Source organism: Cobetia sp. SIMBA_158 (genome assembly GCF_046566945.1).
Lineage (GTDB): Bacteria > Pseudomonadota > Gammaproteobacteria > Pseudomonadales > Halomonadaceae > Cobetia > Cobetia amphilecti.
The window spans coordinates 412488-433292 of record NZ_JAWJYL010000001.1; the positions used below are offsets into that span (position 1 = coordinate 412488).

General features: G+C 65.0%; 14 protein-coding genes and 1 pseudogene. 12 read left to right on the top strand and 3 right to left on the bottom strand.

Features of this window, described 5'->3' with window-relative positions; translation table 11 throughout:
- Positions 1–349 precede the first annotated feature (349 nt).
- The 6 genes from R2R70_RS01790 (at position 350) to R2R70_RS01815 (ending at position 8882) form a co-directional block, all read left to right on the top strand.
- On the top strand, positions 350–1525 hold the full coding sequence (locus R2R70_RS01790; RefSeq protein ID WP_303569121.1) for an ABC transporter ATP-binding protein: 1176 nt from the start codon (positions 350–352) through the stop codon (positions 1523–1525).
- Positions 1522–4275 (top strand): Gldg family protein, encoded by a 2754-nt coding sequence (locus tag R2R70_RS01795; protein WP_410977055.1) that lies wholly within the window; start codon positions 1522–1524, stop codon positions 4273–4275. The genes R2R70_RS01790 and R2R70_RS01795 overlap by 4 nt, the downstream gene beginning before the upstream one ends.
- Complete coding sequence (locus tag R2R70_RS01800; RefSeq protein ID WP_131431495.1) at positions 4275–5621, top strand: hypothetical protein; 1347 nt, start codon at positions 4275–4277, stop codon at positions 5619–5621. The genes R2R70_RS01795 and R2R70_RS01800 overlap by 1 nt, the downstream gene beginning before the upstream one ends.
- 126 nt (positions 5622–5747) lie before the next feature.
- Positions 5748–6692 (top strand): alpha/beta fold hydrolase, encoded by a 945-nt coding sequence (locus R2R70_RS01805; RefSeq protein ID WP_131431496.1) that lies wholly within the window; start codon positions 5748–5750, stop codon positions 6690–6692.
- The gene (locus tag R2R70_RS01810; protein ID WP_131431497.1) at positions 6689–7657 is read left to right on the top strand and encodes an alpha/beta fold hydrolase; all 969 of its coding nucleotides are present in this window, start codon (positions 6689–6691) and stop codon (positions 7655–7657) included. Before R2R70_RS01805 ends, R2R70_RS01810 begins: the two co-directional genes overlap by 4 nt.
- 58 nt (positions 7658–7715) lie before the next feature.
- Complete coding sequence (locus R2R70_RS01815; RefSeq protein ID WP_131431498.1) at positions 7716–8882, top strand: patatin-like phospholipase family protein; 1167 nt, start codon at positions 7716–7718, stop codon at positions 8880–8882.
- A 141-nt stretch (positions 8883–9023) separates the two neighbouring features.
- On the opposite strand, the gene R2R70_RS01820 is transcribed toward R2R70_RS01815, so the two are convergent.
- Positions 9024–9866, bottom strand: a complete 843-nt coding sequence (locus R2R70_RS01820; RefSeq protein WP_205741690.1) for a transporter substrate-binding domain-containing protein — start codon at positions 9864–9866, stop codon at positions 9024–9026.
- A 171-nt stretch (positions 9867–10037) separates the two neighbouring features.
- Entirely contained in the window at positions 10038–10643 is a 606-nt protein-coding gene (locus R2R70_RS01825; RefSeq protein ID WP_131431499.1) for a Smr/MutS family protein, read from the bottom strand.
- A gap of 254 nt (positions 10644–10897) precedes the next feature.
- Here R2R70_RS01825 and prmB point away from each other — a divergent pair, with 254 nt between their 5' ends.
- The 5 genes and pseudogenes from prmB to phaC all read left to right on the top strand — a co-directional run.
- On the top strand, positions 10898–11860 hold the full coding sequence (gene prmB, locus R2R70_RS01830) for a 50S ribosomal protein L3 N(5)-glutamine methyltransferase (protein WP_043335549.1): 963 nt from the start codon (positions 10898–10900) through the stop codon (positions 11858–11860).
- A gap of 166 nt (positions 11861–12026) precedes the next feature.
- Positions 12027–13118, top strand: a complete 1092-nt coding sequence (aroC, locus tag R2R70_RS01835) for a chorismate synthase (RefSeq protein ID WP_410977056.1) — start codon at positions 12027–12029, stop codon at positions 13116–13118.
- A gap of 237 nt (positions 13119–13355) precedes the next feature.
- Complete coding sequence (locus R2R70_RS01840; RefSeq protein WP_410977057.1) at positions 13356–13898, top strand: DUF6489 family protein; 543 nt, start codon at positions 13356–13358, stop codon at positions 13896–13898.
- 220 nt (positions 13899–14118) lie between these two features.
- Positions 14119–14571 (top strand): phasin family protein, encoded by a 453-nt coding sequence (locus tag R2R70_RS01845; RefSeq protein ID WP_043335557.1) that lies wholly within the window; start codon positions 14119–14121, stop codon positions 14569–14571.
- 619 nt (positions 14572–15190) lie between these two features.
- Positions 15191–16954, top strand: a pseudogene (gene phaC, locus R2R70_RS01850) (class I poly(R)-hydroxyalkanoic acid synthase); the annotation flags it as partial.
- A 1148-nt stretch (positions 16955–18102) separates the two neighbouring features.
- Here phaC and R2R70_RS01855 read toward each other — a convergent pair.
- On the bottom strand, positions 18103–18993 hold the full coding sequence (locus R2R70_RS01855) for a LysR family transcriptional regulator (RefSeq protein ID WP_054554935.1): 891 nt from the start codon (positions 18991–18993) through the stop codon (positions 18103–18105).
- A gap of 359 nt (positions 18994–19352) precedes the next feature.
- Between R2R70_RS01855 and leuC the strand changes: the two genes are divergently transcribed.
- Positions 19353–20804: a 3-isopropylmalate dehydratase large subunit gene (leuC, locus tag R2R70_RS01860; RefSeq protein WP_043335560.1), complete on the top strand. Its 1452-nt coding sequence runs from the start codon at positions 19353–19355 to the stop codon at positions 20802–20804.
- Position 20805 lies beyond the last annotated feature (1 nt).

Below are 20805 nucleotides of genomic sequence, written 5' to 3' on the forward strand. Positions count from 1 at the left end.
GGGGGTGGTGGTAGAGAAGACCGCCGCCGAGACCTGCCTTGAGGGCCGGCAAAGGGCGGAATAGACGCCATAACCGCGCGAGTGCCGACTGTGCGCGCACTCCTGCTTGGCGAGCGCAGGCTGTCCGCTTACCCTGTGCGCTGCATTGTCATCTGTCACGGTTAACTGCCGGGGCCACGGTTATCTTCCGGCCTCATGATCACCTGCCGGAACCATCAGCCCCGGCAGCGCATTGCCCCTATCAAGAAAAGTACAAGGAGCGGGTATCTTGCAGGACCCATACACGACCCCTGCGTCATCTTCTGCCGCGACGCCCTCTGACGCGACGCCCTCTGCTGCGACTCGTTCTGTGGCAACTCGTTCTGCGGCAGCTCCCGCGCGCGCGTCTGACGATCCGTCCGCCTCTCCGGCGCTGTTGGTCAGTCGTGGGCTCGGGCGTCAATTCGGTCAGCAACAGGCCGTCACCGGGCTGACCTTTACGGCCTCGCGTGGTGAAGTCATCGGTCTGCTGGGGCCCAATGGTGCCGGCAAGACCACCAGTCTGCGCATGCTGGCGGGCACGCTCGCCGCCACCCAGGGCCAGCTGGAGCTGGAAGGCGAAGCCTTCGATGGTCGCGCCAGTCAGCGCCAGCTCAATCGCCTCAAGCGTCGTATCGGCTATCTGCCGGAGGGCGCGCCCCTGTGGCCGCAGCTGACGGTGCGCGAGAGCCTCGAGTGTGTGGCAGGTCTGCATGGGTTGTCGCGCAAGGTGCGCAATGATCGTCTTGCGGCATTGATGGATCGCCTGGATATCACGCCTTTCGCCAATCAATTGTGCGCAGTGTTATCCAAAGGCTATCGGAGGCGTGTGGCACTTGCGATGGCGTTGACCCATGACCCGGACATCCTGCTGCTCGATGAGCCCACCGATGGGCTGGACCCGCTGCAGAAGGACAGCGTGCGCGCCTTCATTCGTGAGCTGGGTCGCGAGCGACTGATCATCGTCTCCACCCATCTGCTGGAGGAAGTGCCTCGCATCTGTGATCGCGTGCTGGTCATGGCCAATGGCCAGCTGGGCTTCGATGACACGCCGGAGGCGCTGGCCGCGACCTCCGTCAGCGAAGGCATCCTGGGCGGCAGCCGTTCGCGCTACGGCGCGGGGTATGGGGCGAGTTCCAGCCTGCCGGTATGGCGAGTGACGCTGAGTCGGGCCCTGAGCGAGCGCGAGCTGGCCAGTGTCTCGCGTCTGCCGGGCGTGGCGGCCATCACGCCCGTCAAGCCCGGCGATGCCATGGCGCGTGACAAGTCGCCGCTGGTGGTATCGACCGGCGCCGTGCTGCGCCTGGCCGGGCGTCTCCACCAGGACCCGCGCCCGGCGCTGGCACGCTGGTGCAGCTACATGGAAATCCGCCTCGATGAATGCGTCCACGAACGGGGTGATATCGAGGTCGCGTTCCGCCAGCTGGTGACGCGCATGGCGGAGCAGCCCTCGCCGCTGCCGATGCGCAAGCAGACACCGCGCGCAGATCAGGAGGTGTCGTCATGAGGGCCGTTCTCGCGCTGGTCCGCCGTGACCTGCATCAGGCACTGACACAGGGCGCCAGCTGGTCGCTGCTGGTGGTGATGGCGGTGCTGGCCCCACTGGGGGCCTTCGAGGTGGGTGATCTGCTGGCACGTGATCGCGCCGACTTGGGCTCGCTGTGGCAGGTGTTGCCCTGGCTGCTGGTGCTGTGGACACCGCTGCTGGCCCTGCGCGGCTGGCCGGAAGAGCGCGCCAACGGCCTACTCGAATGGCTGTCCGGCCTCGGGCTGGGGTCATGGCGGCTGGCCAGCGCACGCCTGATCAGTGCCAGCGTGCTGGGCTGGCTGGGGCTTGCGATGACGGCGCCGCTGGTGGTGCTGATCCATTGGCTGGGCACGCCGGATCTCGGCCTGATGCTCAGCGGCTATCTGGGCATGGCGCTGCTGGTGATGGCGCTGGCCAGTCTCGGCCAGGCGCTGGCGGTGCGCGCGCCTTCTGCGCTGTCGGCGTGGCTCGGGGCGCTGGTGCTGGGCCTGGCGCTGATGCTGCCGGGCACACCTGCGGTGACGAGCCAGCTGGCTCAGCATCTGGCGCCGCACTGGGTGCAGCTGCTCGATCTGATCAGCTTGCCGGCGCATCTGACGCCTTTCAGTGAAGGCCGGCCGACCTGGCTCGATGCCAGCTACTTCCTGCTGCTGACTCTGGCCGGGTTGGTGCTGCAGGCGCGTGGCCTCAGTCAGGAGCGCCATGCACGCAAGCAGGCGCCACAGTGGCTGGTCACGGCGGCGCTGGCGGCTGCGGTCACCGCGCTATTGCTGGCCGGCGTGCGCCTGCCGCCGCTGCTGACGGCCGACGGCCACAATCCGCTCACCCGCGCGCATGATCTGACCGCCACGCGTCAGCACAGCCTGAGCCCCGCCAGCCGTGCGGTGCTCGATGATCTCGAGGCGCCGGTCACGCTGACCTTCGCCTACAGCGAACGCTTCGCCGCCGATCTGCCGCAGCTGCGTGAACTGGCGACACGGATCGAGACGCGTCTGGCCGCCTTCGCGCGTGAACCGCAGATACGTCTCAAGCGTGTCGACCCTGCGCCGGGCAGTGCCGACTTCGCGGATCTCGAAGCGCAGGGCCTGACCGCGCTGTCATTGCCGGGCGGCGAAGAGATGCTGTTCGGGTTGGTGGTGGATGGCTCCTACGCCGAACGCCGCGCCATTCCGCTGCTCAAGGCGGCGGATATCGGCGGGCTGGAAGCGCAGGTGACACGCCAGATTCAGGAAGTCTCGCGCACCGAGCCGCCGCGTCTGGGTGTCGTCTCGCGTTTGCCGGTGATGGGCCAGCCCAGTCTGGAGCAGGGCAGAGCGCTAGGCAGCTGGGGCCTGATGGAGCATCTCAATGCACGCCTGCGCATCGACTGGCTGTCGGCCGGTGATGATGCCGCGCGTCCGATCGCCGATCAGGATGCGTTGCTGGTGATCGCGCCGCGGCTGTTGCCGGTCAAGACGCTGGAGGCCATCACGGCCTATCTCGAGCGTGGCGGCCGGGTGTTGATGCTGGTGGACCCGCTGCCCGAAATGCTCGATCAGCCGGCGCCGGCTTCCGAGGCGCTGACGACATTGCTGGCGCGCGCCGGGCTTGAATCGCGCGCGGGTGAGGTGGTGGCGGATGCGCAGCTGGCCTTGCCGATTGGCTTGCTGGACGGCACGCGTGCGCTGAGTCCAACGTTGCTCGGGCTAAGTGCTGCACAGCTGTCGGACGCCGCGCTCAACCTCAATGTCGAGCAACTGGTGATGTCCAGCGCGGGCTGGTTGGCGCCGCTGCCTGATGCAGCAAACGCATCATCGAAAGGCCCAGGGGCGCAAGGCGCGCCGTTGCAGTGGCTGATTCGTGCCAGCGATGAGGCGCGCCTGATTCCGGCGGCGCGTGTCCACGAAAGCCGCATGGACCCGCGTCCGCTGTCGGGACTGGCAGGGGAAACACCGCCGGCTGGCGGGCTGGCCGTGCTGGCGCAATGGCCGACAGCGGGCGCCAAGGGTGGCCAGTTGCTGGTGGTCAGCGATGTCGACATGGCCAGTGACCGTCTGTGGCGGCGCACGGCAGCGGATGGCAGCGAGCAGGCCCTCAATGCCAATGCGCGCTGGCTGGAAAATGCCGTGGACCTGCTGGCGGGCAGCCCAGAGCTGGTCGCCCTGCGCGCGCGTGCCCATCAGGTGCGCGAGCTGACGCGTCTGCATCAACTGGCCGATCGTCAGGCCGCCGAGGAGACCCGGCTGCGCAATGACTGGCAGACGCGTCTGAGTGCGCTCGGCGCGACGCCGGTGTCTGGCAAGGCCGAAGCCGCGCAGCAAAGCGACGCCCTGGCGGCGATGCAGCATGACTTCGAGGACGCGTTGTCACATCAGCAGCGTGAGGCGAATGCCGAGCGTGATGCCCTGCGTCGCGAGCTGCGCCTGTGGACGCTGCTGGCCTTGCCGGTAGCGTTGAGCCTGCTCGGCGAGCTGATCTGCTGGCGCCGCTATCGCGCCAGCCGTCGCGCGGGCTATCAGTCGACAGGGCGTCTGTCGGGGCACGGTCAGCCCAGCGGGAAGCGCAGCGCAGAACGAGATGAACAGCGCAATGAGCAGCGCAATGGACAGCACAGCGCCCGCTCCGCGAGCGACGCCGCCACAAGCGTTTCGACAGGCTCGGGCATGTCAGCCGCAGACAAGGCCGCTTCAGGCAAGGCAGCTTCAGGCAAGACGGCGCCGAGCGATACTACCCAGTCGGGAGGTGATTGATGGGGCGCTTCAATCGGACGGGATGGGCACTGACGGCGCTGGTCTCCGTGGCTGCGGTGACGGCGCTCACCGCAGGGCCGTCACTGCTGGAATCGCTGCGCTCAGGCGCCGCCACGGACGGGACAGACCCTGCGCAGTGGCAAAGTGATTCGTTGATGAGCGAGGCGCTGACGACAGTGGCCGCGGGTCAGTCAGGCATCTTGCAGCCCTTGCCGCTGCTCTCGCAGGTGGCCGCCTCGGCGCAGCGCATCGGTATTCGACGTGGCACAGAGGCCAGCCAGGACTGGTTGAGCCTGGCGCGTGGGCCCGCAGGCGACTGGCAGATCACCTCATTGGCCGGCTGGCCTGCCCGCCAGGGCAAGGTGGAGGCGCTGGTGAGTCAGCTGGGCGAGGCACAACTGCGCACGCGCAAGCCGGCCACGGACAAGGCACTTGAAGCGCTGGGCTTCAGCGCGCAGTCACCGCTGCTGAGCGTAAAGGGCAATGGCGCTCAGGTGAGTCTGCAACTGGGCGCCAGGCCCGCGGCGGCAACGCAGCTGAGCGGTGCGGGCAGTGCTGAATTGGCGGGTCGCTACGTGCGGTGGGTGCCGTCACCCTCGGATGCGAACGTGAAAGGCTCCCCCGCCATGGCTGGTGCGAATGGCGCACCGATCTGGGAGCTGACGCGCGATATCGGGTTGCCGGATTGGCGCGGCGGCATGGCGCCCAGCGAGGTGCTGGATGTCACCGAGCTACGCAGTGACGCCGCGGTGTACAAGCCGCTGAGTCGCATGGACATCTCGCTGGCGGCGTCTGCTCAAGACGCGTCAGCACGGCAAGGGCCGCTGGTGCGAGGCCTGGCACCTGACAGCGACGCTGCCCATCAGATTCTCGCTGCGCTGTCGCCGCTGACGCAGAATGATCTGCGCCCTCGCGCCTCCACGCCTGAAAGCGGCGCAGCCCAGCCAGACGCCTGGCAGCCTGCCGTGACGCTGACCCTCAACTGGTCGCGCCCCTCGCTCTATTACCGTCAGCATGAGCAGCTCAATGATCGCACCCAGCTGGTGCTGGCCATCGCGGCGGGCAGCAAGCCCTGGGCACGGCTGACGCTCTCCGGCAAGGGGTGGCCCCCTGAACTGGTCGCGCGCTTGAATGCCGTCGAGATACAGGTCAATGGCGCGCTGCGCGATCATCTGCTGGCACTGGGCGCGAGGGTGCCCCAAGACGAGCAGGTTGAGCTCACGGCTATCGCGGTTCAGGCGGCGCTGGCGGTCAGTCGTGCCTTGGCGTTGCCTGAGGCGGAAGCAGCTGAGACGGGAGCGGAAACAGCCGCTGCGCTGGTGCCGGCGGGCCTGGAAGGGGAGTGAGGTGCTCCATGGGCCAAAGGGAGGAGTAGCGCCCATGGGGCGGGGCTGGCATGCTGTTGACTATATTTAAACAACCGTTTGTCTGGGCGCGTCAGGGACGGCGGCCCGTGGTAAGGAGACCTTGCGATGAATGCCACCTCACGGCAACCCCGGCCCGAACAGGCCTTGTCCAAGCAGGGCGACGCTAACCCGGCCAGCCTGAATGCCGACACCGAGCGTCCGGTGCTGGCCTTCGCGCATGCCAATGGCTTCACCGGTGCCTGCTACAAGAGCCTGCTGGCGCCGCTGGCCGAGCACTTCAATCTGTTGCCGGTGGACCGACTGGCGCACGACCCTGCCTATCCGGTCGGCAACAATCTGATCTCGCTGCGTGATGAGTGGCTGGCATGTCTGGACGCCGCACTGGGGCCGTTGCCCGCGGCGGGCGGCACCGGGCGCAAGGTGATCGGGGTCGGCCATTCGCTGGGTGGCATCGTCAATTACATGGCGGCGCTCAAGCAGCCGGAACGCTTTCACTGCCTCGTGCTGCTCGACCCGCCGTTGATGCTGGGCCGTGATGCGCTGGGCATGAAGGTCGCCAAGCGCTTCGGTTTCATTGATCGTGTCACGCCGGCAGGCCGCACCCGCGGGCGTCGCGCGCGCTGGGACTCCCGTCAGGCCATGCAGGATTACCTGCGCCGTCGCTCGCTGTTCGCCAATTTCACGCCAGAGGCGCTGGACGACTACGTCGACAACGCCACCCATCGTCACGCGGACGGCAGCCTGTCATTGAGCTTCGATACCCGTCATGAGGTCGAGATCTTTCGCCACCTCAGCGATCACCTGTCAGGCTCGCCGGCGAAGCTGGCGGTGCCGGTCAGGATTCTGGCCGGCGCTCAGTCTGATCTGCTCACGCCGGCGCGTCAGGCACGCCTGCGCCGCGCCGGGCTGACGGTGGAGCATGTCCGGGGAGGACATATGTACCCCTTTGAATACCCGCAAGAGACGCGCGCCGCGCTGCTGGCGGCCATCGCCGCCCTCGCGCCGGCGGATGTGCTGCCGCCAAGCCTGCTGGCCGGGAGGCAATCATGAGCACTGATCAATCCATTCAGGACATCGCAGAGGCTCCCCTGAGCGCCAACGTCTCGCTGCGTGAGCGTCGCTTCCCACGGCGCACGGGCGGAGAGCTGGCGGCCCTGGAGTGGGCGCCTGCCGAGCACGCCGAGCAGGCACCGACGTGGCTGGCGCTGCATGGCTGGCTCGACAATGCCGCCAGCTTCAGCCGCCTGGCGCCGCTGTTGTGTGAACGGCTCGGCATTCGTCTCATCGCCATCGACATGGTCGGTCACGGACTCTCGAGCCCGCTGGGTGAGCACGGTGATTATGCGGTGTGGGATTACTGTCACGATGTGATCGAGGCGCTGGAAGGCCTGTATGACGAGGGGCTGCCGCGAGCGCCGGTCACGGTGATGGCGCACTCGCTGGGGGCGGCGGTGTCGGGGCAGGTGGCTGCGGCGCTGCCGGAATATATCGCGCGACTGGTGCTGATCGATGGCATAGGCGCACTTGCCACGCCAGCCTCGGAGGTGGTCGATCAGCTGCGCCGCGGATTGCTGGCACGCCACGCGCAGCCGGTCAGACGCGCTGCCACGCGACGTGCCCATTATCGCCATGTCGAGGACGCCGTGGCGGCGCGGGTCGCGGGAGGTGTCACGCCGATCGATGCCGACACGGCGCGGCCGATCGTCGAGCGCAACCTCGAGGTGCTGGAAGACGGTGGTCTGCGGCTGAGAAGTGACCGTCGCCTGCTGCGGCCTTCACTGATGCGCTACACCCCGGAGCAGGTGCTGGCGTTATTGGCGGCGTTGACCCAACCGGTACTGCTGATCGAGGGCGAGCAGGGTATCCTGACCATAAGGCACGAGGCACAGCAGGCGCGTGATGCCGTGAAGAGGCTCGAGCGTCGCGTCTTGCCGGGTGGCCACCATCTGCATCTGGAGCCGCCCCATGTGGCGGCGGTCGCCGATGCCATCGTCGAGTGGATCAGCTCGCACTGAGCGATGCACCGCGTGCCGCGTCCGTTCATCTTTCATCATCTGCAGCGGGAGACATGCCATGGCCAAGCGCAAGACCATCGCCCTGGCACTGGGGAGTGGCGGGGCCCGAGGCTATGCCCATATCGGCGTCATCGAGGAAGTGCTGGCGCGCGGTTACGACATTCGCGCCATTTCGGGCTGCTCGATGGGCGCACTGGTCGGGGGCATCCATGCCGCCGGCAAGCTGGATGCCTATCGCGACTGGGTCTGTGAGCTGGATTATTTTGACGTGCTGCGGCTGGTGGATGTCACCTGGAGCCCGATGGGCGCCATCCGCGCGCGTCGCATCATGGATGAGCTGGAAGCCCTGATCGGTGATACGCGCATCGAGGATCTGCCGATTGCGGTCACCACCGTCGCCACCGACCTGATTGCCCAGAAGGAGGTCTGGTTCCAGAGCGGCAACCTGCTCGAGGCGATTCGGGCCTCCATCGCGGTGCCCGGGGTGATCACGCCGGTGCAACGCGACCGCAAGGTGTTGGTAGATGGCGGCCTGATGAATCCCTTGCCGATCACGCCGCTGGTCGCCGCCCACGTTGACCTGGTGCTGGCGGTCAATGCCACGGCGCATTCGCCGCGCAACCAGACACTGGAGCAGATGCTGCCGCCGGCCGATGCCGCCGAGGAAGAGGCGCGCGAAGCCGCCCTGGAAGCGCGCGGCGGTGGTTTCAGTGACTGGCTGCGGGGAGTGCGTCGCGGGGCCGAGCGCATCTTCTCTGCCGAGAAGGAACAGGCGCTGGAGGACCAGCAGGGCATGGCATTTGCCAGTCCGGTCGGCGGTGTCCCGCTGCCGCCGGGCGACGCCTCGCGCCTGAAGTTCGAGGCACTGAAAAGCAGCGATGCCGAGCCAGCGCCGGGGACAGAAGCGTTGGCAGAGCCGCAGGCAGAGACTGGCGCTGTCACCCAGGGCAAGCAGCCGCCATCCGCAGCCGAGCCTGAGCGGGTCGATGAGAACGCGCCGGAGCTTGCCTGGGGCAAGCTGGACATGATGATGCGCTCCTTCGATATCACCCAGGCAACGCTGGCCAAGTACAAGATCGCCGGCTATCCGCCGGATATCCTGGTCGAGATTCCCAAGACGGTGTGTGGCGCCTATGAATTCCACCGCGCCGCGGGCCTGATCAAGCTGGGGCGTCATCTGGCCGCCGAAGCGCTGGATCGCTACGAGAAGGGCAGCGACGGCTAGCCTGTCGTGAGTTGCCCTTTAATGAAAAAGCCCCCGCCAATCGGCGGGGGCTTTTCGTTGCAGTGCTCTTCAATACAGTGCTCTTCAATACAGAGCTCTTCATTGCAGAGCGTGTGACCGGAGCCTGAGCGAAGCGTCGTCTCAGCCGTTGATCCACTTGTCGAAGATGGCAGCCTGCTCGCCGGTGCCCTGCATCTGGGTCAGCCACTGATCGACGTAGGCCTTCCAGATATTGTCACCCAGCGGCAGCAGATAGCCTTTCTGGGAGAAGGTGAACGGCGAGTCCGGGTGCACGCTGCACAGCTCCGGGTGACGGCTGGCCTGCAGCTGGGTCTCGATGGCGTCGGTGACCATCACATCGGCACGGTCTTCGATGATGTTGTTGAAGATGGTGCGGTTGTCGTTGTGCGCGACGCGCGTGGCATCGCTCAGGAATTCGTTGGCGAAGCGCTCGTTGGTGCCGCCCGGGTTGACGGTGATGCGCACGCTGGGCTGATTGATCTGCGCGACGGTCTGGTACTTGTCGACGTCCTCGCAGCGCACGATGGGCGTCTTGCCGCCGGTCTGGTACGGCTGGCTGAAGTAGGCCTGAGCCTGGCGGTCCAGCTTGACCGAGATACCGGACATGGCGATATCGCACTTGCCGGAAGTGAAGTCTTCCATCAGCGTCGGCCAGCTGGTCGGCACGGTCTGTACCGTGGCGCCCAGGCTCTTGGCCAGTGAGGCGGCCATGTCGATGTCGATGCCTTCGAAGTCGCCATTGTCTTCACGGTGGCTGAAGGGCGCATAGTCACCGGTGGTGCAGACCTTCAGCACCTGGCCTTGTTGCACGCGCGAAAGGGTGCTGTCGGACAGTGCATCGCTGGCGGCGGCCGGCATGGCAAAGGCCAGCGACAGGCCAGCGGCGGTCGCGCCGCCGAGAATGGCAGCGGAAAGGGCGCGGCGTGAAGCGGTGCGCATGGGCTGTTCAGCGTTGGGTGTCATCAGGGTGTTCCCTTGTCGTTATGGCGGCAGGCTCGGCGTGAGGCTTGCCTCTGCTACTCGAGTGCTCGGCTATTCAAGCACTCGGTTATTCAAGTACAGGCTATTCAGATGCTCGCTATTCAAGTGCTCGGATCGTCAATGTCTCGGCGGTGTGGCGAGCGCAGGATTCGCTCAGTCGAGCAGCGGGTCACGGCCCTTGCTGCGCAGCAGGACATAGACCGCGCCGCTGCCGCCATCCAGCTCCAGTGACGAGGTGAAGGCCAGCACGTCAGGCCATTGGCGCAGCCAGGCATTGACGTGGCTCTTGATGATGGGGTGATCGGCCATGCCGGTCCATGCCTTGCCATGCACCACCAGCACGCAGCGTGAGCGACGGGCGATGGCATCGTCGATGAAGGACTCGAGCTCGATGCGGGCCTGCTCCAGCGTATAGCCGTGCAGGTCGAGACCCGCCTCCCAGGCGATCTCGCCGCGCTTGAGGCGCTGACGCTGGCGGTAGGGGAGATCGGGTACCGCGAAGTCGAGCAGCTGACTGGGCGTGACCGGCTCGACCTGTCCATCGGTGGTACGTGATGGCGTGCCGAGCGTGTCGGTCGAGGCTTCGCTGGCGGCAGCGCGCCGCGCCGCCAGACGCGCCTGCTCTTCCTTGTCGACGGGCTTGCGGCCGGGGTCGGCGCGGTTGGTGGTGATCTTGCGAACGCCGGCCTGCTTGAGGGCGGCACGGAAGGCGTTGAAGTCGTCGCCGGTATCCGAGCTGTCGTCGTGGTTGGGTGGCATGGCCGGGCTCCGCGGGCAATAAAATGGCAAGTCGCGCAGTATAGCGCGGCTGTTGTCGCTGTCGAAGACAGGCGGTTGTCACTGTCGAAGACAAACGGTTGTCGCTTGCGAAGACAAAAGCGGCAGGCGCGCCATCAAGGCATGCCAAGGGTCGCCGCCACGCCTCGTGAACGCTACAATGCCTGCGCGAGACGCCACCGGCCCCTCACGACTGGCGGCGCTCGTTGTCCATCTGTCCGCTTACAGGAATCACCGTGTCCACATCTTCCGCGTCCGACCTGCGCCATCCTTCCAGTCTCAGTGAGCCGGACTCCCGTCTCGTCGAGGAGCTGGTGACCCTGCGCGACCTGATCCGCTGGGCGACCAGTGAGTTCCACGCGCATCGCCTGCACTTCGCCCATGGCACCGATTCTGCCTGGGACGAAGCGGTGGCGCTGGTGCTGGGTGCGCTGCATCTGCCGTGGGACACGGACCCCGCCGTGATCGACGCGCGCCTTCTGACCATGGAGCGTGCGCGCATCGTGGCGCTGGTGCGTGAGCGCATCACCACCCGCAAGCCGCTGCCGTACCTGCTCGGCGAGGCCTTCTTCACCGGCGTGCCCTTCGATGTCGATGAGCGTGTGCTGATTCCGCGCTCGCCGATCGCCGAGCTGATCGAGAGCGGCTTCTCGGCCTGGTTCCCGGAACTGCCGCCGACTCGCGTGCTCGACATGTGCACCGGTTCCGGCTGCATCGGTATCGCCACCGCGCTGGTGATGCCGACCGCCGAGGTCGACCTGGTCGATATCAGCAGCGAGGCGCTGGAAGTCGCGCGTCGCAACATCGAACGCCACGACGTGGCAGGGCGTGTCATCGCCGTGCAGTCGGACCTGTTCGCGGGTGTGGCGGGCAAGCGCTATGACCTGATCGTCTCCAATCCGCCCTATGTGGATACCTTTGATCTCTCCAACATGCCGCAGGAATTCGGCCATGAGCCGGCACTGGCGCTGGGCGCCGGTGACGACGGCCTGGATATCGTGCGCCGTATCCTGCGCGAGGCGCGTGACTACCTTACCGACGACGGCGTCTTGATCGTCGAGGTCGGCAATTCCGAGCGCCACCTGATGGAAGCCTTCCCGGAAGTGCCCTTCATGTGGCTGGAGTTCGAGCGCGGCGGCAACGGCGTCTTCGCCATCGATGCCCAGACGCTGGAAGTCTGCGCGCCCGAATTCGCTTGAGCTGGCGGGCGCCTGGCCCGGCGGATTTCGCTTGAGCTGGCGGGTGCCTGAGCTGGCGGGATTCGACAGAAGCACGGGCGCAAGCCGCCAGGCTCTGCAACGCTTACGACAACTATTATCAGAACGCCGTCGGCCATGACGGCGGCATCGCCTGAGGACCCCCTGAATGTCCGGAAATACCTTCGGCAAGCTGTTCACCGTCACCACCTTCGGCGAAAGCCATGGCCCGGCACTGGGCGCCATCATCGATGGTTGCCCGCCGGGCATCGAGATCAGCGAAGCGGATCTGCAGATCGATCTGGACCGCCGCCGTCCCGGCACCTCGCGCCACACCACCCAGCGTCGCGAGCCGGACCAGGTACGCATTCTCTCGGGCGTGTTCGAGGGCCGCACCACCGGCACGGCCATCGGCCTGATGATCGAGAACACCGATCAGCGCTCCAAGGACTACGGCAAGATCAAGGACCAGTTCCGTCCGGCCCACGCCGACTACACCTATCACCACAAGTACGGTGAGCGTGACTACCGTGGCGGCGGCCGCAGCTCCGCCCGCGAGACCGCGATGCGCGTCGCCGCCGGTGCCATCGCCAAGAAGTATCTGGCGGGCCTGGGCGTGCAGGTGCGTGGCTATCTGTCCCAGCTCGGCCCCATCGAGCTTGAGGTCAAGGACTGGTCGCTGGTCGACACCAATCCGTTCTTCTGTGGCGATGCCGATCGACTCGAGGAGCTGGAGCAGTACATGGACGCCCTGCGCAAGGAAGGCGATTCCGTGGGCGCCAAGGTTACCGTCGAGGCGACTGGCGTGCCGGTCGGCCTGGGTGAGCCGATCTTCGATCGCATCGATGCCGAACTCGCGCATGGCCTGATGAGCATCAATGCCGTCAAGGGCGTCGAGATCGGTGACGGTTTCGCCGTGGTCAGCCAGAAGGGCACCGAGCACCGTGACGAGATGACGCCGGAAGGCTTCCTCTCCAACCATGCCGGCGGCATTCTGGGCGGTATCACCAGCGGCCAGACCATCCGTGCCAGCATCGCGCTCAAGCCGACCTCCAGCCTGCGACTGCCGGGTCGCAGCATCGACGTCAACGGCAAGGTGGTCGAGGTGATCACCACCGGCCGTCATGATCCGTGTGTCGGCATCCGCGCCACGCCGATCGCCGAGGCAATGGTCGCGCTGACGCTGATGGACCACCTGCTGCGCCATCGTGGTCAGAATGCCGACGTCAAGGTCGACACGCCGGTACTGCGCGAGGTGTAAGCCGCTTGCGGCGTTGCTGAATTTGTAAAAAAGACACGCCCCAGCCGTGGAGTGATGCCCAGCATCCTTCGTGGCTGGGGCGTCTTGCGTTGTGGGCTGGCTTGCGGAAAGTAAATAAGAAAAGACGTAAGTATCAGGCTGCCCCCGTGTCATTCTCGCTGCTAGACTCGAATGGCATGCATGCCAGCGGACTCGCGCACCACGCCGTGCGCGGGCAGACAACACAAGGAATCTGCCATGAAGATCAATGTCGAATTCGACCTCACGCCGCAGGAATTTCGCCAGGCGATGGGCCTGCCGGACGTGGAAGCCTTCCAGCAGGAATTGATGGAGCGCTTTCGTCGCCAGATGGAGGCGGGTGTTGAAGGCTACGACCCCATGAGTCTGCTCAAGCCATTGATGGCACCGGGCGCGGGCACGCCGTTTGCCAAGTTCATGCCGCCGGGCATGGCCGAGGGGATGATGGGTGGCGCGTCTGGCGCTGGCAATGCCGGGCAGGGCGCAGCGGGCGGCATGCCGGGCGACATGGGCGAGAGCATGGCCCAAGGCATGGCCGCCTTCAATCAGTATCAGAAGATGATGCTGGATACCCTGCAGCAGTTCGGTCAGGGCGGCGCGGAGGGCAAGGAGGCTGACAAGCCGGAGCCTGCCGCACGCAGGAGTTCGGGGCGTTCTAGTGATCAAGGCGCGGATCAGAAGGCAGAGCAAAGCGCCAGCCGGGCGGATGATGCGAAACCGGCCTCCGCGGCCAGTGCGCGCTCACGCGCCAAGCGCAGTTGATGACCGGCAGGCGCGAAGAACGCTCTTGGCTGACAGCGGTGTGAGGCATGCCCGGCCAATCCCATGATAGAAAATGTCCTTTGACAGTTTTCTGTCATGGGATTGCAACCACCTGAGGAGCAGACTAGTCTTTGTGCAGTGCAGCATATTGCTGTGCTCCACAGGTGGCGCAGAGACTTCTGCGCGCTGTCCCGGTACGGAATCCATGGGAGGAACCGTCATGCAGCAGGATCAGATGTTCAACGCCTTTGCCGAGCAAGCCCGCAGCTTCTACCAGCCGATGCGCAAGCTCAACACTCTGATGCTCGACCATATGGGCAAGATTGCCGATTATCAGATGGACGCTGCCAAGCGCTATACCGAGACTGGTCTCGAGCGTGCGCGTGCTGCCACTGAAATCAAGGGTATGGAAGAGTTCAGCGAGTTCAGCAACCGCCAGCTGGAAGTGGCGACCGAGCTGTCTCAGCAGATGATGGATGATTCCCTGAAGCTGGCCGAGATGGGCAACGAAATGCGCGCCCAGCTCGAACAGGCCTACTCTGACGCTGGCAAGGAAGCCACCGACAAGGCGTCCGCTGCCACAGAGAAAGCCGCTTCAGCAGCAGAGGACAAGGCATCCTCCGCTGCCAGCAACAAGCCGGCTGCCGCGACAAGCCGCGCCAAGCAGAACTAAGGTATACCCCGAAAAGGCTGGCGCTTGCGCCAGCCTTTTTTTTGCCGTTTTCAGGCATTGCCCCTGCCGTGCTGGAAGGCGCATGCTGGAGATGAGCACGCTGGCGCACAGGCTGTTTTGCTCTCGTATTTGCCGCGCGCGAATCCGACGGAAAGCAGACCTGCAGGTGGCAGGGTGTTGCAGCTGACAGGGCATTACCGCTGACAGCGTTCTGCGCTTGCCTTGGCATGCTCGCCTGCAGCGCCCTGAAATCAGTCATGAACCGGCCTGAAATCAGCCGTGAACGGGCTTGAATGCAGCCATGAAACGGGCTTCAACCCGTCTTGTGAAACGGTCTTCAAAACAGTCTGAAAAGCAGTGTCCGTCGCCAGTGAAGGCGCCCGTCTCACGAGAGACGGCATGGCACTGCTCAGTGGTCAGGAAGGATTCGATTCGATGAAATCGTGCCGCCGGCAGACGTTCGGCAGCCAAGCTTCGATAGCCAATGACGTGATGGTCAATGACAAGGAGGAAGGGCGATATGGACTCAGCCCAGCAGCAGGCGTTCTCGCAGACATTCTCTCAGGCCTTTACCAGTCTGTTCCCCGATGGTGCTGAAGGCACGGAGTGGGCCAGCGTGATGCAGCAGGCCAGTGCCCAGTATCAAGCCTTGATGAGTGACATGCTGGAGCGCCTATGGCCCAGCGCTGCCGCTTCCACCATCTATGACGAGATGGGTCGTTGCTTCCAGGCGGGGGCCGAGGCCCTGGCACGTGACCCGCAACTGTTGATGTCGACCCAGACGCGCCTCTTCCAGGACCAGATGGCACTGTTGCAGGGCACATTGCGCGAGCTGAATGGCGAGAGCGTCGAGCCGGTGATCACGCCCGCGCGCTCTGACCGTCGCTTCCGCGATGAGGCCTGGCAGAGCGAGCCCTATTACCACTTCCTCGTGCAGCAATACCTGCTGTTCTCGCGCGCCGTGGACGACATGCTGGCCGGCATTCAAGGCCTGCCGGAGAGCCAGAAGCGCAATCTCGAGTTCTACGCGCGCCAGTACGTCAGCGCCTTCTCGCCCTCCAACTTCGCCTCCACCAACCCGGAAGTGCAGCGCGTGACCCGCGAGACCGGCGGCCAGAACCTGCTCGACGGCCTGAAGCGACTGCGCGATGACCTGGCCAACTCCGCCGAAGGCATCAATGTCGCGATGACCGACACCGAAGCCTTCCGTCTCGGCGACAACATCGCCGTCACGCCGGGTGACGTGGTCTTCGAGAACGAGCTGATCCAGCTGATCCAGTATCGTCCGGCCACTGAGAAGGCTTTCAGCACGCCGTTGCTGGTCGTGCCGCCGTGGATCAACAAGTACTACATTCTCGATCTGCGTCAGGACAATTCGATGATGCGCTGGCTGGTGGAGCAGGGGCACACCGTGTTCCTGATCTCCTGGCGCAATCCGGGGCCCGAGCAGAGTGACCTCACCTGGGCCGATTACATGCAGATGGGCCCGCTGGCCGCGATGGATGCCATCGAGCAGGCCACCGGCGAGAAGCAGGTCAACATCCTGTCCTACTGCATCGGTGGCACGCTGACGGCCAGCACCATGGCCTATCTGGCGGCCGAGAAGCAGTCCGACCGCGTGCGCTCGGTCAGCTACATGGCAACGCTGCAGGATTTCTCCGATCCCGGTGAGATCGGTGTCTTCCTCAACGAGCCGGTTCTGCAGGGGCTCGAGAAGCAGATGGCGCAGGACGGCTATCTGGATGGCCGCGTGATGGCGTTCTCCTTCAACCTGCTGCGCGAGAATGACCTGTTCTGGTCGTTCTACGTCTCAAACTATCTCAAGGGCGAAGCGCCGACCGCGTTCGACCTGCTGTACTGGAACACCGACGGCACCAACCTGCCGGCCGGTACCCATGCCTGGTACTTGCGTCACATGTATCTGGAGAACCGCCTGGTGCAGCCCGGCGGCATCGAGCTGGATGGCGTGCCGATCGATCTCTCCCAGATCGAAACGCCGAGCTACTGGGTCTCCGCGCGCGAGGACCACATCGCCAAGTGGCAGACCACCTACAACGGCACCCAGCTGCCCAAGGCCTCAATCAAGCGCTTCGTGCTCGGTGGCTCTGGTCATATCGCGGGTATCGTCAATCCGCCGTACAAGAACAAGTACGGCTACGCCACCAATGACAGCCTGCCGGCAACGCCGGATGAATGGCTCGAAGGCACCGAGCAGCACGAAGGCTCCTGGTGGAATGACTGGCAGGCGTGGATGACCGGCAATGGCTTCGTGGAGCCGGAGCCGGAGGTCTCTGCGCGCACGCCGGGTGAGGGCAAGCTCGACGTGATCGAGGCGGCGCCGGGGCGTTATGCGCGCCAGACCATTCCCGAAGTGCTGGGGCAGAGCGTGCCGGAAGAGATCACCAGCGTGGCGGACGCGCAGCTCAAGGCCGTGCGTGATGTGCAGCAGACGGTCGAGAAGAGCGTGAATGAAGCGCTCAAGCAGGTGACGCTGCCGCTGGAAGAGGCCATGACCGCGATGACCGAAGCCGTCACCGGCAAGGCCGCCAATGATGCCGGCGACACGGCAGGCAATAGCTCATCCAGTGCCTCCAAGGCGCAAGGTGCGAGCACCAGACCTGCCGCTTCCAAGGCCGCTTCAGCTGCTGAGTCGGCTACGCCGGCAAGCAAGCCCGCCGCGCGCAAGCGTGCTGCACCCAAGAGCACAGCCTCCAGGAGCACTGCTGCCAAGAGCGCAACGACCACCAGCAGCACGGCCAGCGACAGCACAGCAAAACAGAGCACTGCGAGCACGGCTGCCAGCAGCACCGGTAGCTCAGCGACCAAGACCACCACGGCGAGAAAGACCTCCACGCCACGCAAGACGGCTGCCAGCAAGACGACCACCGCCAACAAGACAACGGCGGCCAAGACGACTGCAAGCAAGACGACTGCAAGCAAGACGACTGCGAGCACGTCAGCCTCTGACAGCAAGCCGTCTGCATCCGGCACCTCGAGCAGCAGCACTTCTTCCACGGCTTCGGGTTCCAGCGCGGCAGGCTCCAGCGCTACGAAGCCCGCGACGACGCGCAAGAGCACTGCCAGCAAGAGCACTGCCAGCAAGAGCACTGCCAGCAAGACTACGGCGAGCAAGAGCACTGCCAGCTCGACGGGAAGCGCGAGCACTGCCAAGACGGCTAGCAGCACCGGGGCTTCCAGTCAGGGGGCTACCCGCTCGAACACTTCAAGCTCTGGTGCTTCCACTACCACCGCCAAGAGTGACACCGGCAGCGATGCGCCCAAGCCGCGCCGTGGCCGTCCCTCCAATGCCAGCAAGGCCGCCGCCGCCAAGGCAGCGGAAGAGGCGAAGAAGGACGATGCCAAGCCTGCGGCCAGCAAGACGGATGGCTCGGCTGGCAATGCCAAGGATAGCGACAAGAGTTGATCTGCGGCGCCACAAGCTGTAAGTCAGAACCGCAACGCCAGCCCTTCGGGGCTGGCGTTGCGCGTTCAGGCTGTGCTTTCAGGTCAGGCTTTCAAGCTCAAGCTGTGCTAGAGGTTTCTCGACGCCGCGTCCCTTGCGCCTTCCAGCAGTTCGATCATGGCGCTGGCGGCGTTCGAGAGGGTGCGGTTGTTGTGATAGAGGTAGCCGAGTTGGCGTTCGATGGGGCGGTGGTCGATGGGCAGGATCTCGATCTCATCGTCGATCATGCTTTCCGGCAGTACGCTCCAGCCCAGGCCGATGGCGACCATCATCTTGAGGGTCTCGAGGTAGTTGGTGGACATCGAGACTTCCACCGAGAGGCCGTCACGCGCGAAGGTGTCGATGACGATGCCACGCGTGAAGGTCAGGTGGCCCGGCAGCACGGCGTCGTGCTGTGAGAGGGCGGCCAGCGGCAACGCTTTATGGCCTGCCAGCGGGTGATCACGTCCGCACACGAAGCGCATCTCATCCAGCCACACCGGCACTACCGTCAGATTGGGATCGCGATGCGGTGCCAGGGTGACGACGGCCAGTTCCAGCTCCCCATCCAGTACGCCCTGATAGGCCTGTTCCGAATCCAGAAAGCGCATGTCCATGCGCACCTCGGGGTGGGCCATGGTGAAGGCCTTGAGCAGCGGTGGTAGCCGGTGCAGGCCCACATGGTGGCTGGTGGCCATCGTCAGGCTGCCTTTTACCTCACCGGACAGGTTGCGCAGCGCACGCCGGGTGTCATCGTGCATCACCAGGATGGCGCGGGCGCGGGGCAGCAGGATATTGCCGGCCTCCGTCAGCGAGACACGCCGTCCGATGCGATCGAACAGCCGTGCGCCATGCAGTTGCTCCAGCTGGGCAATGCGCTTGGAAACGGCCGGCTGGGTGAGGTGTAGCTGCTCGGCGGCAAGCGAGAAGGAGGCGGTTTCGGCGACGGCGACGAAGGCCTGCAGAGAGGGTGTGTCCATGTGGGGCAGCTATCCTGTCATGAGGGCATTCATAGGGGCGTTCAGTGGAGCGTCAAGCGGGGCGATCGAGACCGCCGCAGGCGGATGCACTCCTGATCACGACCTGATGAGCAATGGTATTCCTTTTGGGAATCCAAAGCATGAAAAACATGAATTGCTTTTATTCATTGTCGCCGAGTACTCTTGATGGCACAGGACGCGGCGGCGATGCTGGAGCCAGCAAGCAAGTGGTCACTATCCACGGGCTCGCACGACCGCCCCGCCATCAACACTGGACGACACACCCTCATCAAGGGGCCGTTACGAGCCCCGAGGCAGCAAGCGCGCTCTTACCGTAAGGCGCCACGAGGAGACACGACATGGCTAGCCAGACCCTTTATGACAAGTTGTGGGATCAGCACCTGGTCAAGCAACGCGAAGACGGTACTGCACTCATCTACATCGACCGTCACCTGCTGCACGAAGTCACGTCGCCGCAGGCATTCGAAGGGCTGCGTCTGGCCGGTCGCAAGCCGTGGCGTCTGGATGCCAACCTGGCAACGCCGGACCACAACGTGCCGACGTCTCTCAAGGAGCGTGCTGCCGGTATCGCGGGCATCGAGGACGAGACCTCACGCATTCAGGTGCAGACCCTCGACGACAACTGCAACAGCTTCAACATCGAGCAGTTCACCATCAATGATGCGCGTCAGGGCATCGTGCACGTGGTCGGGCCGGAGCAGGGCGCGACTCTGCCGGGCATGACCGTGGTGTGTGGCGATTCCCACACCGCGACCCACGGTGCCTTCGCGGCACTGGCCCACGGGATCGGCACCTCCGAGGTCGAGCACGTGCTCGCCACCCAGTGCCTGATCCAGCGCAAGATGAAGAACATGCTGGTGCGCGTCGATGGTCGTCTCGGCACTGGCGTCACCGCCAAGGATGTCGTGCTCGCCATCATCGGCGAGATCGGCACCGCCGGCGGTACTGGCTACGCCATCGAATTCGGCGGCTCTGCCATCCAGGACATCTCCATGGAAGGCCGCATGACCATCTGCAACATGGCGATCGAAGCCGGTGCGCGGGTCGGTCTGGTCGGTGTCGATGACATCACCATCGACTATCTCTACGAGCGCCCCTATGCGCCGAACGCCCAGCAGTGGGAAGCGGCCGTCGCCGACTGGCGCAATCTGGTCTCCGATGCGGACGCCGAATTCGACAAGGTCGTGGTGCTCAAGGCCGAGGATATCGCGCCGCAGGTCACCTGGGGCACCAGCCCGGAGCAGGTCACCAGCGTCAATGGCGTGGTGCCGGACCCGGCAGCAGCCAGCGATGATACCGAAGCGCGTGGCATCACCCGTGCGCTCGAGTACATGGGCCTCAGCGCTCAGCAGAAGATCACCGACATCAAGCTGGACCGCGTGTTCATCGGTTCCTGCACCAACTCGCGTATCGAGGATTTGCGTGAAGCGGCGCGCGTGGCCGAAGGCCGCACGGTCGCCAAGAGCCTCAAGCAGGCGATGGTGGTGCCGGGCTCTGGCCTGGTGAAGGCGCAGGCGGAAGCGGAAGGGCTGCACGAGATCTTCCTCGCGGCGGGCTTTGAATGGCGTGAGCCGGGTTGCTCCATGTGTCTGGCGATGAACGCCGACAAGCTGGGCGCCGGTGAGCACTGTGCTTCCACCTCCAACCGCAACTTCGAAGGCCGTCAGGGCTTCGGTGGGCGTACGCACCTCGTCAGCCCGGCCATGGCCGCCGCTGCCGCGATTGCGGGTCACTTCGTTGATGTTCGTGACTTTGCCCCCATCCCTACCAACAACACTCAAGTCGCCTGAG

Coding starts and splice junctions, on each gene's coding strand:
- R2R70_RS01795 (WP_410977055.1), top strand. CDS start 1,522: ATGAGGGCCGTTCTCGCGCTGGTCCGCCGTGACCTGCATCAGGCACTG.
- R2R70_RS01800 (WP_131431495.1), top strand. CDS start 4,275: ATGGGGCGCTTCAATCGGACGGGATGGGCACTGACGGCGCTGGTCTCC.
- R2R70_RS01805 (WP_131431496.1), top strand. CDS start 5,748: ATGAATGCCACCTCACGGCAACCCCGGCCCGAACAGGCCTTGTCCAAG.
- R2R70_RS01810 (WP_131431497.1), top strand. CDS start 6,689: ATGAGCACTGATCAATCCATTCAGGACATCGCAGAGGCTCCCCTGAGC.
- R2R70_RS01815 (WP_131431498.1), top strand. CDS start 7,716: ATGGCCAAGCGCAAGACCATCGCCCTGGCACTGGGGAGTGGCGGGGCC.
- R2R70_RS01820 (WP_205741690.1), bottom strand. CDS start 9,866: ATGACACCCAACGCTGAACAGCCCATGCGCACCGCTTCACGCCGCGCC.
- R2R70_RS01825 (WP_131431499.1), bottom strand. CDS start 10,643: ATGCCACCCAACCACGACGACAGCTCGGATACCGGCGACGACTTCAAC.
- aroC (WP_410977056.1), top strand. CDS start 12,027: ATGTCCGGAAATACCTTCGGCAAGCTGTTCACCGTCACCACCTTCGGC.
- R2R70_RS01840 (WP_410977057.1), top strand. CDS start 13,356: ATGAAGATCAATGTCGAATTCGACCTCACGCCGCAGGAATTTCGCCAG.
- R2R70_RS01845 (WP_043335557.1), top strand. CDS start 14,119: ATGCAGCAGGATCAGATGTTCAACGCCTTTGCCGAGCAAGCCCGCAGC.
- R2R70_RS01855 (WP_054554935.1), bottom strand. CDS start 18,993: ATGGACACACCCTCTCTGCAGGCCTTCGTCGCCGTCGCCGAAACCGCC.
- leuC (WP_043335560.1), top strand. CDS start 19,353: ATGGCTAGCCAGACCCTTTATGACAAGTTGTGGGATCAGCACCTGGTC.